This is a genomic window from Empedobacter sp. UBA3239 (assembly GCF_002362875.1).
In the GTDB taxonomy this organism is placed as follows: Bacteria; Bacteroidota; Bacteroidia; order Flavobacteriales; family Weeksellaceae; genus Empedobacter; species Empedobacter falsenii_B.
The window spans coordinates 45,989-57,741 of the sequence record NZ_DEVJ01000073.1; the positions used below are offsets into that span (position 1 = coordinate 45,989).

Consider the following 11,753-nt stretch of genomic DNA (forward strand, 5'->3'; position numbering starts at 1 on the left):
TTTAATCCTCATTACGAACCGCAATACGCATTTTCGCACTACGAGCTCTAGGATTTTCATTAATTTCTTCTTGCGTTGGCACAATCACCTTTGATTGTAAAGGTTTGAAAGGCGCCGACCAATTTCCAAAAACATCACGTTCAGGTTCACCTTCAAACATTCCGTTTTTCATGTAGCGTTTTGTTAAACGATCTTCTAACGAATGATACGAAATTATCACCAAACGACCACCTGGTTTTATCACTTCACCACATTGCGTCAACATCTCTTTCAATGCAGCCATTTCATCATTTGCTTCAATACGTAAAGCCTGAAACATTTGAGCGAAAAATTTATTTTCTTTCATTTTTGGAATGAATGAAAAAATTTGCTTCAACTCATCAATTGTATTGATTTGTTTATTTGCTCTTGCTTTCACAACTTCTCTCGCCAAACGATACGAACCTTGCAATTCTCCAAAATCATAAAAAACACGAGCAAGATCTTCTTCTTCGTATTCATTAATAATTGTTTTGGCAGAAAGTTTTGCATTCTGATTCATTCGCATATCCAATTCTCCATCAAAGCGAGTTGAAAAACCACGTTCAGGCGTATCAAACTGATGAGAAGAAACTCCCAAATCCCCCAAAACACCATCCACTTGTTTTATTCCACGAAATCTTAAATTATTTTTCAAGAATCTAAAATTTTGCTCAACTAACTCAAATCGATTATCATCAATTTTATTACGAACCGCATCTATATCTTGATCAAATGAAAACAATTTCCCATTTTGATCCAAACGACTTAATATTTCACGTGAGTGACCTCCACCACCGAACGTACAATCTACATATATACCTGATTCGTTAATAATTAACGCATCAACACTATCTTTTAATAATACTGGATTATGATATTCACTCATCTTCTCCTAAATTTCCCATTACATCCTCTGCCAAAGAAGCAAAATCTAAATCATCTACATTAATCGACTCTTCATATTTGTCTTTATCCCAAATCTCGATCATGTTTACAGAAGAATTAAGAACTACTTCTTTATTAATTTCTGCAAATTTCACTAAATCTTTTGAAATCTGTAGCCTTCCATTTGCATCAACTTCGACAATTTTTAATCCAGCCGTAAAAATTCTAATAAAATCATTGTTTTTCTTCACAAATCGATTCAATTTATTCAAATCATTCATCACTTTTTCCCATTCTTTCATAGGGTGCAGTTCTAAACAATTTTGAAACACAGATCTTTTCAATACAAAGCCATCTTCCAAATATTCAGCAAGTTGTTTCTTCAAACCCGCTGGTATTGGGAGTCTACCCTTTGTATCTACCTTACACTCATATGTTCCAATTAATGAATTCATGATAGAATTTTTCCAAAAATAAAGAAAATATTACCACAAATTACCATTTTTTACCACTTTTATTGAAATAGTTATCAACAATTTAAAATTTAGTATCAGATAGTTATGTTTTTTCTAACGCAAATACCATGTATAAAATCAAAAATAATTTTTATATAGACCTTGTTTTGGTAATTGATTAATATAGATTGTTAAAGTTTTTCATATAAACCACGAAATAAAAAATATAATTAATTAAATTTGTCGACTTAATATCGAGTAAATGTTTTTTAGCTTAAAGAAAAAAGATAAGTTCTCTTACATAGAAGAAGGAGAGGGACAACCAATTGTTTTGCTTCATGGATTAATGGGTGAACTTAGCAATTTCAGCTCACTTACAAATTATTATGCACAAAGAGGATATAAGGTTTTCGCACCAGAATTACCATTATATTCTTTATCTGTCATCAATACCAATATCAAAAATATTGCAAAACATGTTGCAAATTTTATTGAAGAAGTCGTTAAAGAACCAGCTATTTTAGTTGGAAATTCTTTAGGAGGGCACATTGGTTTGATGGTTTGTCACAGACATCCAGAATATGTAAAGGCACTTTGTTTAACAGGAAGTTCTGGTTTGTACGAAAAATCTTTTGGAGAAACTTACCCAAAACGTGGTAATTACGAATATGTAGAACGTAAAACGCGCGAAGTTTTTTACGATCCTGCAATCGCGACAAAAGAAATTGTAGATGATGTTTTTGACACTGTAAATGACAGAAATAAAGCTATCAAAACTTTATATATTGCAAGAGATGCCATCAAATCTAACATGAAAGATGATTTAAAAGACATCAAAATGCCTGTTTGTTTGATTTGGGGAAAACAAGATAATGTAACTCCACCAGAAGTTGCAATAGAATTTGAAGAAGAATTACCAGACGCTTCTTTATTTTGGATTGATAAATGCGGGCACGCTCCAATGATGGAACACCCTGAATTATTCAACGAAATTTTATACAAATGGCTAATCGAAAAACAATTAGATCCAGCCACTAAAGCATAATTATGATTAAAAAAGCTGAATTCGTAAAAAGTTCGCAAAAATATACAGATTGTCCAGATCCCTTCAAACCAGAATATGCTTTTATTGGGCGTTCTAATGTTGGAAAATCGTCATTAATCAATATGTTAGCAGAAAAAAAAGCGTTAGCTAAAACTTCTGCAACTCCAGGTAAAACTCAATTGATTAATACATTCGAAATGGATGACACATGGTATTTAGCCGATTTACCAGGTTATGGTTTTGCTAAAGCGCCAAAAGGTGTTCGTGGTGGTTTCAATAAAATGATTTATGATTACATTGAGTTTCGCAAGAACTTGGTCAATGTTTTTTTATTGATTGATTCTCGACACACGCCTCAAAAAATAGATTTACAGTTTATGGAATGGTTAGGAAACAAACAAATTCCGTTTGCGATTGTGTTTACAAAATTAGATAAACTAACGAGTACACAAATGCAAAAAAACTTGAATCATTACAAAAACGAGTTATTAAAAACTTGGGAAGAGTTACCAAAAATTTTTACAAGTTCGGCTTCGAGTAAAATTGGTAAATTAGAAATCTTAGGCTACATTGATAGTTTGAACGAACATCTTGTAGACGAGTTCAAGAAAGAACAATACAAAAAAGAATATTAAAAAAGTCGGAACGAAGTTCCGACTTTTTGTTTATCACTCTCCTAATTCAGCAGATTTTGTTTTCAAATCATTGATGCAAGGTTCTATTAATTTCATTAATCGTTCTTGTAATTCAGGTGTTGGATTATTCATTTGCATCATTTCTGTATGCGTAAATTCATCCATCATTTTATCTGTCGAACAGTCACAATATTTTGTAATCAGTTCTTTTTTAGCCGCAGATATCCCTGGTGTTATTGCCGCTTGTTCACAAGCCGTCATTGCCTGAGCTTTTTGCTCTGCATTGTGTTTATCAGCTTTCGAATTACAACTAACAATGGTTAATCCAAAGATTAATCCTAAAATAATTTTCTTCATAGGTAATAGATTTTAATCTTGTTAAGATAATGATTATTAATTATTTCACAAAATCATTCACAGCTTCAACATAACCTGGCAAACCTTTTCCTGAAATAATTTTTAGACAACTTTCACCTGTTACACTATTTTTTCTAAAATCTTCGCGCGCATAAATATCCGAAATATGAACTTCTATTACCTTTGTTGTAATCGCTTTTATCGCATCTGCAATCGCATACGAATAATGCGTATACGCACCAGCATTCAAGATAATTCCGTCATATTTAAAACCAATTTCGTGCAATTTATCAATAATATCTCCTTCGTGATTTGATTGAAAATAATGCAACGAAACTTCTGGAAATTGCTTTCTCAATTCATGTTCAAAAAAATCTTCAAAAGTTTGTGTTCCATAAATTTCTGGTTCGCGAACCCCAAGTAAATTTAAATTAGGTCCGTTTATAATTTGTATTTGTTTCATTTTCTTTATTTTATAAATATAAATCTCTTTTTCAAATAGAAAAAGTTTAATTCTTTCTATTTTTTAATCAATTTTTTACTTTTTATTAAGTTTTGGCACAAACCTTGTATGTATACATTTACCAACCTATTATCATATAAAACCAATCTAAACCAAAAAATCAACCAAACCTTAAAATCTCAGTTAACAAATGATTAACTGGGATTTTTAATTTTAGTACCCATACTTACCTTTCCACTTTTGATTAAGTGATTGTTTATCTACTTGCTCACGTTTATTATTTCCTGGTTCATAAAATGTCATTCCAGAAATTTCATCAGGCAGAAATTCTTGTTCAGCAAAATTACCTGGAAAATCGTGCGAATATTTATACTCTTTTCCATAATCCAAATCTTTCATCAACTTAGTTGGTGCGTTTCGTAAATGCAACGGAACAGGTAAATCCCCTGTTTGTTTCACAACTTGTTGCGCTTTACCAATCGCTAAATAAGTCGCATTACTTTTTGGAGAATTCGCCAAATAAACCGCACATTGACTCAATAATATTCGAGATTCTGGATAACCAATCACCGAAACAGCTTGAAATGTATTATTCGCCAAAATCATTGCAGTTGGATTTGCATTTCCTACATCTTCGGAAGCTGAAATCAACATTCGTCGCGCAATAAATTTCAAATCTTCACCACCTTCAATCATTCGAGCTAACCAATAAACCGCTCCATTCGGATCTGAACCACGAATCGATTTGATAAAAGCCGAAATAATATCATAATGCTGCTCACCCGTTTTATCGTAACGTGCTAAATTTTGCTGAATACGTTCATGTACAATTTCATCGTTGATGATGATTTTATCAGTTGGAGAAAAACTATTAATTACCAACTCCAAACCATTCAATAATTTTCTTGCATCACCTCCCGAATATCTTAATAATGCATTTGTTTCAACTAATTCAATATTTAATTTAGATAAAACTGTATCTTTTTTTGTAGCTCGTTCAATCAAATCGACTAAATCTTCTTTTTCGAGATGTTTCAACACATAAACTTGCGCACGTGAAAGCAAAGCTGGCACAACTTCGAAACTTGGATTTTCGGTTGTCGCTCCAATCAAAGTCACCAAACCAGTTTCTACCGCTCCCAACAAACTGTCTTGCTGTGATTTATTGAAACGATGAATTTCATCTATAAATAAAATCGGATTTTTCGTTCCCGAAAACAAATTTTGATTCTTTGCTTTTTCAATTACTTCACGCACTTCTTTCACACCAGAATTTATGGCGCTCAACGTATAAAATGGTCGATCAGTTAATTCGGAAATCAATTGAGCTAGTGTCGTTTTTCCTGTCCCTGGCGGTCCCCAAAAAATCATCGAAGCAATCATATCATGTTGCAACATCATTTTTATTGGCCCGTTTTCGCCCACCAAATGCTTTTGATTAATGTATTCTTCAAGCGTTTTTGGACGCATTCTTTCAGCTAAAGGCGCATTCATAAAATCTTGTTTAGATTTCAAAGTTAGGGAATGTTTTGTCAAAATGAATGATTTTTTGGACGACATATTTTGGCTTTTAGATTTATTTTCTTTGTGTTAGAATAAAAATTAAAATGATGAAGAAAGCGTTAGAATGTGCTTTAATTTTAACAAGAAAGCACCAACTTTTGGGTGATAAAATTGCTTTATCAACTGATTATTTGAAAAAGATTGAACTAAAAGATAAACAATCAGAAATCAATAAACAAATGATTGAGTTTTTGGTCGAATTGCAAGAATTTGTAGAATTTATCAGAGTAAATCAAGAACTTAGATTGATGTATGTTGAATTGGTGAATTATTATTTCACACAAATTCATCATCAAATTAATTTTTATGAAATAGAATTGGACCGTTTAGAATTTGAATCAAAATTCTCTATCAATATGATTAATCAATTTAATCAAAACGAAAAAAATAATGAAATAAATTCGGTTCAAGAAAAACTAAATTTATATTACACGATTATTAATTCGTAGAAAAACGTTTTCGGCATAATTTTTTATTGTAAATTCGACTTAATATTTAGAATTTGAAATGAAAAAATTAACTATGTTTTTTAGCTTAATGATTTTATCGTTAAGTTTTGCATTTGGTCAACAAACTGAAAAACCAAAAATTTATAGTGAAGAAGCAAATCCGAAAGTAGATATCGCGAATGCGGTGCAAAAAGCTTCTGCTGAAAAGAAACACGTTTTATTGCAAATTGGAGGTAATTGGTGTGCTTGGTGTGTGATGTTTGATAAATTGACAAAAGAAAATCAAGAAGTAAAAGATTATATTGCGAATAATTATGAAGTGGTTCATGTAAATTATTCTCCAAAAAATAAAAACGAAGAAACGTTAGCTGCATTGAAACACCCAGAGCGTTTTGGATTTCCTGTTTTTGTAATTTTAGATGAGAAAGGAAATTTAATTCACACACAAAACTCAGCTTATCTTGAAAGCAAAGAAGTGAAAGGACACGATCCGAAAGTTGTGTTAGAGTTTTTACAAAACTGGTCTTACAAAGCATTAGATCCAGCGAGTTATACTAAAAAATAATATGCGTTAAGCACGTATCGTATAGAGAATCAATCTGCAAAAGCATAAACTTTTTAGATTGATTCTTTTTTATTTCGGTTATTGATTAACTTTGTGAGATGAACAAAATTTTGGTTACACCATTTATTCTGTTGGTAAGATTTTATCAATTAGCAATTTCTCCTTGGATGGGAAGCAATTGTAGATATCAACCAACTTGCTCTTCTTATATGATAGAGGCGCTAAAAGAACATGGTTTGCTAAAAGGTTTGTGGCTCGGAACAAAAAGAATTGGTCGCTGTCATCCTTGGGGAGGACATGGATACGACCCTGTACCTAAAAAGAAAAATTAATGATTAACTTAATTTCGTTTATCGATTGGGATCCAAAACCTTATTTATTTGAAATAGCAGGATTCAAAGTACATATTTATAGTTTATGTTGGATAGTTGCCTTTGTCGTAGGCTGGTATTTGATGTCAAATATTTTCAAGAAAGAAAATCAGAAAAAAGAATTACTTGACCCTTTATTCCTTTACACATTTATTGGAGCAATTGTAGGTGCAAGACTTGGAGAATATATTTTTTATGATCCAGCAGCGTTTATCGAACGACCAATCGAAGTTTTCTTACCTGTACAACATTCATCAGGACAAAGTGCTTTCTTTGGTTTATTACAAGATTACGAATTTGTAGGATTTAGTGGACTTGCAAGTCACGGAGCAGCATTAGGTGTAATTTTAACTTCCTATTTATTTAGTAGAAAATATTTGCATCGTAATGTATTGTGGTTATTAGACCGTATGGCTGTTGTTGTTCCTTTTGGTGGAGCTGCGGTTCGAATTGGAAACTTTTACAACTCAGAAATTGTAGGAAAAGCATCAGAATTGCCTTGGGCAGTAAAATTTCATCAACAAAGTTTGGGTTATGGAGAAGTAATTCCTCGCCATCCAGCTCAAATTTACGAAGCGATAGGGTATGTCATCTTAGGAATTATCATGCTTTATATGTATAACAAAACAGACAAGAGAAAATATTTAGGAGCCTTGTTAGGCGTATTCTTATTTTTATTATTTTTAATACGATTTGTTGTTGAGTTCTATAAAGAAAATCAAGGAGAAGAAGCAGTTGCTCAAATGTTGAATATAGGATTAAACAACGGTCAAATCTTAAGTATTCCTTTTATGATAATTGGATTATATTTATATTTTTCATCTAAAAATAGATTAGAAACTAATCAACCGAATTAATATTAATTATAAACTTTGAAATAAATTTTAAACTTATGGGATTTTTTAAAGAATTTAAAGAGTTTGCAGTAAAAGGTAACGTAGTAGATTTAGCTGTCGGTGTAGTTATCGGTGGTGCTTTTGGTAAAATTGTTACTTCGTTGGTTGAAGATATCATTACGCCAGCCATTTTAAATCCAGCTTTGAAAGCTATTAATGCTGAAAATTTAGCTGCATTAGTAATACCAGGGACTGCAATTAAATATGGTAGCTTTTTAGCTGCTGCTATTTCTTTTATAGTTGTTGCATTTGCTTTATTCGTAATGATTAAAGGAATTAACAAATTGAAAAAAGAAGCCCCTGCTGAAGAACCAGCTCCTGCAGGACCAACACAAGAAGAATTATTGGCTGAAATTCGTGATTTGTTAAAAAACAAATAATTCGTTTTCATTCAAAATGATAAAAAAATGGATCGCAATTGCGATCCATTTTTTTATCGATTATTTTCAAACGCTTAAGAAGCTGCTTGCATTTGCATTTCTTCTCCACCTCCCATTTCTTCTCCATCTGGGCGTTGTTCTTTATTCTTTTCTCTTTCGTTTGTTTTCTTAAAACGATATGTAAACGATAAGTTTAATGAACGTTTCATCCAACGCATACTTTCGTAATTAGTGTAATCTGCTCCATAAGTAGTAGACTCTCTTTTTCTTGAGTTGAACACGTCACGAATATTTAAAGATAATGTAGCTTGTTTCTTGAACAAATCTTTTGATAAAGAGAAATCCATTGACAAATTATCTTCAATTTTTTGTTGAGCCGTTTTCATGCTTCCCATATAATTTCCAGCAACCTGAATTTTGAAATCTGCAGGTAATATAAAGTTAGAAGACAAACGTCCACGAGAACTAAATCCGTCTCCAGAGAAATCTTGCGTATCTACTTTTGTACTTTCTACTCCTGTTACAGGATCTTTTACAACGTTTGTTTCTTCGTAGAAACCTGTTCTATTGTATCCAAATAAATTTACATTGAACATCAAACTCCACCATTTAGCTGGTTTGTAAGTCGCTGTTAAATCTAAACCATAACGATCTTCATCACCAATGTTGATTGGTTTTGTAATAAATACTTCATCTCCGTTATCGTTATAATTTTTACGTTGAAACTGATTAATCATATCAGTTGTTCTTTGGTAAAATAAACTTGGCGTTACCATCAACTTTCCTACAGTTGTGATATAAGCTAACTCGTATGAGTTTGTATAAGTAGGATTAAGATCTGGATTACCATTTCTTACATTTCTATCATCTGTTGCAGAAAAGAAAGGCATTAACATGAATCCCATTGGACGACGAACACGACGAGAATAACTTAATTGTAATTCGTTTTTCTCAGTAAACTTATAATTCAACGTTAATGTTGGGAATAAATCTGTATATTTTTTTGAAATATTTTCTCCGCTTGTGTAGTTTTTGATTTTCATATCAGAACTCTCCAAACGTAAACCCGCGAAGTATTGAAATTTTTCTCCAATTGCGTTTCCATATTGTGTATAAGCTGCAAATACATTTTGTTGATTATCTACATTTGCAAAGAATCTACTATCTTCTTCATAATCTCCAGCGTCAGTTAAAAAGAATGTTTTGTTATTAGTTTTCGTATCACTAAAATCTGCACGAGCACCTAATTCAAATTTTCCTTTTTTACCAATCGGACGAACATAATCTGCTGTCAACACTACATTTTTCTGATCTTCTAAATTATCAGTAATACGATTTGTAATTTCATCTACATAGTTACCTGTAGTTTTGTCTAATACTTTTGTCAAACCATTAACAAAACCATCTTCGTCTTCTTTTTGAGAAGAAAAACGTCCTGTAAATACAAATTCATGACCTTTTTTATCAAACTCGTGTTTGTAGTTAAAATCTAAATCAAAGTTATTTTCGATTTCTTTCTCATTCTGAAGATTATATTCATTCTTCAAGAAAGTCATTGCATTATCAAAATAATTATAATCAACTAAAGCATTGTTATTTCCATTGTTATAACGATAACCTGCAGATAAACCTATTGTATTTTTATCATCTAAATAATATTCTCCACCCAAACGAATGTTGTAATTTCTACGAATTCTATTATTATCTCGGTTTGTAGATCTATATTGTTTTACAACATCTGTTCCTTCATTATAACTTGTCATAAAAGCAGAACCTTCACCTTCTCTATCCATATAACGAGAACCTAAAGTTGTAAAAATGTTATATTTTTTTGTTTTATAATTCAAGTTTACATTTCCTCCAACCATTTTAGGAATTCCTCCATTCAATGTTACAGAACCATTAAAACCTGTATTAGAACCTTTTTTCAATACAATATTAATAATCCCCGCAGAACCTGAAGCTTCGTAACGAGCAGACGGATTTGTAACCAACTCAATACGTTCTACACTTTCGGCTGGAATATTTTTTAATGCTTCCGAAACATCCGAAACACCCAACATTCCCGAAGGTTTTCCATCAATCAAGAACTTTACATTATCATTTCCTCTCAACGAAACATTTCCTTCTGCATCAACAGAAACTGATGGTACATTTGCTAAAGCATCAGACAATGTTTGACCTTGCGACATTGGATCATTCGCCATATCATACACTTTTTTGTCCAATTCTACTTTATAAATTGGCTTTTCCGCTGTTACAACTGCTGCTCCTAATGAAACTGTTTGCGTCGTTTTTAAAGTAAAAGTACCTAGATCTAATGCAGACTCTAAATTAACCTGTTTTTCTATTACATCGTATCCCAATGGCTCAATCACAAGAACATATTGCCCAACCTTTGCTTCTACTGTAAATTCTCCTTTTGCATCCGTTGCCGCTTCTGCCACAACTCCATCTTCCGAGCTTTCAAGCGATATTGTAGTGTATTCTACAGGTTTGTTTTCACTTGATAAGACTTTCCCTTTAATTTTTAAAAGCTCTTGCGCATTCAATCCTGCACAAACACAAATAAATATCAAAGCAAATAAACTTCTTAACCTCATTTGTTTAATTTTTCGTTTTGTAGTTTTATAATTTTACAACTTGTTTGACAATCCTTTTTAGAAAAGGTTTAATCGATTTCAAAAATAATTTCAAAAAATATTGGTCGATAATTCGTCTCAAATGTTACATCTTTTAAAAGATTTCATCATAAACGAAAAACTTTAACATTTATCGTTTTAAACCTTTTTATTTTTTTGAAGTCTTAAGAATAAATAAAACAAAAAAGTTGATAATTATGAGAACAGCATTTTATAAATATGTAGGATTAGGATTAATTGCTTTCACTTTAACAACTGCTTCAGCGCAAGACAGAAATGAAGGATCAAGAGAGCAGAAATTACAACAATTAAAAAAAGATTTGAACTTGACAGATGCTCAGGTCATCAAAATCAAACAAATTGAGGACAGCTACAAAGACGAAAAACTTGAGTTAAAAAAGAAAATGAAAGAAGTTCGTCAAAAAGAGTTTAATGAAATCAATGCTGTTTTTACACCAGAACAAAGAGCAACATTGAAAGAATTGCACGCCAAAAAACATCAAAATAAAAAAGGAGCTAATTAATAGCTCCTTTTTTATTTTGATAATTATTGTAACTTAATACGTTTATGCTTTTGTATAAAGCAACTATATTATCATCATAATATTAAACTACAAAAATCTTTTACATACATTCTACTGCCACTATGTTGCCTTCATCTTGCCTTGATGTTGGGAGTATCCCGGTACTATGACCCGTCCTAAAATAACTATACATGTTTTTAAATAAATCCTGTTATAGTTATACACCAATTGATCTTAATCCTAAATTTATTATACAAGGAAGTTTTGATTATTAAAACTTCTATTATAGTTTTTCCATCTTTTCTTTAATTTTCTGACTGTAAATGTGCAGCATTTGGAGTTAAATAATCACAACTTGTATATGGTCTTAATTCATTATATGATTTAATACTATTAACCCGTTGTGCATTTTAAATAATTTTGGTTTTTAGCTTATTAATATTTCGATTAAAATATGTTTTATTAATGTACTGAACCACAGTAAGTGCAGTAATTTTAGCTA

General features: G+C 31.5%; 14 protein-coding genes and 1 pseudogene. 8 read left to right on the plus strand and 7 right to left on the minus strand.

The window, feature by feature from the left end; all coding sequences use genetic code 11:
- Nucleotide 1: 1 nt before the first annotated feature.
- Together rsmH and mraZ are read right to left on the minus strand one after the other, a co-directional pair.
- A complete protein-coding gene (gene rsmH / locus B4G36_RS11300) occupies nt 2-907 on the minus strand; it encodes a 16S rRNA (cytosine(1402)-N(4))-methyltransferase RsmH (RefSeq protein WP_291064080.1) in 906 nt (301 codons plus the stop codon).
- Nucleotides 900-1,361, minus strand: coding sequence for a division/cell wall cluster transcriptional repressor MraZ (gene mraZ, locus B4G36_RS11305; RefSeq protein ID WP_291064081.1), 462 nt, complete (start codon nt 1,359-1,361; stop codon nt 900-902). Before mraZ ends, rsmH begins: the two co-directional genes overlap by 8 nt.
- A gap of 262 nt (nt 1,362-1,623) precedes the next feature.
- On the opposite strand from mraZ, the gene B4G36_RS11310 reads away from it, so the two are divergent.
- Together B4G36_RS11310 and yihA are read left to right on the plus strand one after the other, a co-directional pair.
- The gene (locus B4G36_RS11310) at nt 1,624-2,406 is read left to right on the plus strand and encodes an alpha/beta fold hydrolase (RefSeq protein ID WP_038332809.1); all 783 of its coding nucleotides are present in this window, start codon (nt 1,624-1,626) and stop codon (nt 2,404-2,406) included.
- A 2-nt stretch (nt 2,407-2,408) separates the two neighbouring features.
- The gene (gene yihA, locus B4G36_RS11315; protein ID WP_135834075.1) at nt 2,409-3,041 is read left to right on the plus strand and encodes a ribosome biogenesis GTP-binding protein YihA/YsxC; all 633 of its coding nucleotides are present in this window, start codon (nt 2,409-2,411) and stop codon (nt 3,039-3,041) included.
- A gap of 33 nt (nt 3,042-3,074) precedes the next feature.
- Here yihA and B4G36_RS11320 read toward each other — a convergent pair whose 3' ends face one another.
- The 3 genes from B4G36_RS11320 to B4G36_RS11330 all read right to left on the minus strand — a co-directional run bounded on the left by B4G36_RS11320 (nt 3,075) and on the right by B4G36_RS11330 (nt 5,355).
- Nucleotides 3,075-3,398 carry a hypothetical protein gene (locus B4G36_RS11320; protein WP_291064082.1) on the minus strand — a complete coding sequence of 108 codons (324 nt, stop codon included), beginning with the start codon at nt 3,396-3,398 and terminating at the stop codon, nt 3,075-3,077.
- Nucleotides 3,399-3,438: 40 nt separating this feature from the next.
- Nucleotides 3,439-3,861 (minus strand): type II 3-dehydroquinate dehydratase, encoded by a 423-nt coding sequence (locus tag B4G36_RS11325; RefSeq protein ID WP_125349650.1) that lies wholly within the window; start codon nt 3,859-3,861, stop codon nt 3,439-3,441.
- Between the two features lie 213 nt (nt 3,862-4,074).
- Nucleotides 4,075-5,355, minus strand: a complete 1,281-nt coding sequence (locus B4G36_RS11330) for a replication-associated recombination protein A (RefSeq protein ID WP_291064087.1) — start codon at nt 5,353-5,355, stop codon at nt 4,075-4,077.
- A gap of 116 nt (nt 5,356-5,471) precedes the next feature.
- Here B4G36_RS11330 and B4G36_RS11335 point away from each other — a divergent pair, with 116 nt between their 5' ends.
- The 5 genes from B4G36_RS11335 to mscL all read left to right on the plus strand — a co-directional run bounded on the left by B4G36_RS11335 (nt 5,472) and on the right by mscL (nt 8,085).
- Nucleotides 5,472-5,873, plus strand: coding sequence for a hypothetical protein (locus B4G36_RS11335; protein WP_125349651.1), 402 nt, complete (start codon nt 5,472-5,474; stop codon nt 5,871-5,873).
- Nucleotides 5,874-5,931: 58 nt separating this feature from the next.
- The gene (locus B4G36_RS11340; RefSeq protein WP_125349652.1) at nt 5,932-6,438 is read left to right on the plus strand and encodes a thioredoxin family protein; all 507 of its coding nucleotides are present in this window, start codon (nt 5,932-5,934) and stop codon (nt 6,436-6,438) included.
- Between the two features lie 98 nt (nt 6,439-6,536).
- The gene (yidD, locus tag B4G36_RS11345) at nt 6,537-6,770 is read left to right on the plus strand and encodes a membrane protein insertion efficiency factor YidD (protein ID WP_125349653.1); all 234 of its coding nucleotides are present in this window, start codon (nt 6,537-6,539) and stop codon (nt 6,768-6,770) included.
- Nucleotides 6,770-7,666 carry a prolipoprotein diacylglyceryl transferase gene (gene lgt / locus B4G36_RS11350; protein ID WP_291064083.1) on the plus strand — a complete coding sequence of 299 codons (897 nt, stop codon included), beginning with the start codon at nt 6,770-6,772 and terminating at the stop codon, nt 7,664-7,666. Before yidD ends, lgt begins: the two co-directional genes overlap by 1 nt.
- A 35-nt stretch (nt 7,667-7,701) precedes the next feature.
- Complete coding sequence (gene mscL / locus B4G36_RS11355) at nt 7,702-8,085, plus strand: large conductance mechanosensitive channel protein MscL (RefSeq protein WP_115001768.1); 384 nt, start codon at nt 7,702-7,704, stop codon at nt 8,083-8,085.
- A 74-nt stretch (nt 8,086-8,159) separates the two neighbouring features.
- On the opposite strand, the gene B4G36_RS11360 is transcribed toward mscL, so the two are convergent.
- Entirely contained in the window at nt 8,160-10,688 is a 2,529-nt protein-coding gene (locus B4G36_RS11360) for an outer membrane beta-barrel family protein (protein WP_291064084.1), read from the minus strand.
- A 236-nt stretch (nt 10,689-10,924) separates the two neighbouring features.
- Between B4G36_RS11360 and B4G36_RS11365 the strand changes: the two genes are divergently transcribed.
- On the plus strand, nt 10,925-11,251 hold the full coding sequence (locus tag B4G36_RS11365; protein WP_291064085.1) for a hypothetical protein: 327 nt from the start codon (nt 10,925-10,927) through the stop codon (nt 11,249-11,251).
- Nucleotides 11,252-11,661: 410 nt separating this feature from the next.
- Here the strand turns inward: B4G36_RS11365 and B4G36_RS11370 are convergent.
- Nucleotides 11,662-11,753, minus strand: a pseudogene (locus B4G36_RS11370) (IS982 family transposase); the annotation flags it as partial.

Coding starts and splice junctions, on each gene's coding strand:
- rsmH (WP_291064080.1), bottom strand. CDS start 907: ATGAGTGAATATCATAATCCAGTATTATTAAAAGATAGTGTTGATGCG.
- mraZ (WP_291064081.1), bottom strand. CDS start 1,361: ATGAATTCATTAATTGGAACATATGAGTGTAAGGTAGATACAAAGGGT.
- B4G36_RS11310 (WP_038332809.1), top strand. CDS start 1,624: ATGTTTTTTAGCTTAAAGAAAAAAGATAAGTTCTCTTACATAGAAGAA.
- yihA (WP_135834075.1), top strand. CDS start 2,409: ATGATTAAAAAAGCTGAATTCGTAAAAAGTTCGCAAAAATATACAGAT.
- B4G36_RS11320 (WP_291064082.1), bottom strand. CDS start 3,398: ATGAAGAAAATTATTTTAGGATTAATCTTTGGATTAACCATTGTTAGT.
- B4G36_RS11325 (WP_125349650.1), bottom strand. CDS start 3,861: ATGAAACAAATACAAATTATAAACGGACCTAATTTAAATTTACTTGGG.
- B4G36_RS11330 (WP_291064087.1), bottom strand. CDS start 5,355: ATGAATGCGCCTTTAGCTGAAAGAATGCGTCCAAAAACGCTTGAAGAA.
- B4G36_RS11335 (WP_125349651.1), top strand. CDS start 5,472: ATGAAGAAAGCGTTAGAATGTGCTTTAATTTTAACAAGAAAGCACCAA.
- B4G36_RS11340 (WP_125349652.1), top strand. CDS start 5,932: ATGAAAAAATTAACTATGTTTTTTAGCTTAATGATTTTATCGTTAAGT.
- yidD (WP_125349653.1), top strand. CDS start 6,537: ATGAACAAAATTTTGGTTACACCATTTATTCTGTTGGTAAGATTTTAT.
- lgt (WP_291064083.1), top strand. CDS start 6,770: ATGATTAACTTAATTTCGTTTATCGATTGGGATCCAAAACCTTATTTA.
- mscL (WP_115001768.1), top strand. CDS start 7,702: ATGGGATTTTTTAAAGAATTTAAAGAGTTTGCAGTAAAAGGTAACGTA.
- B4G36_RS11360 (WP_291064084.1), bottom strand. CDS start 10,688: ATGAGGTTAAGAAGTTTATTTGCTTTGATATTTATTTGTGTTTGTGCA.
- B4G36_RS11365 (WP_291064085.1), top strand. CDS start 10,925: ATGAGAACAGCATTTTATAAATATGTAGGATTAGGATTAATTGCTTTC.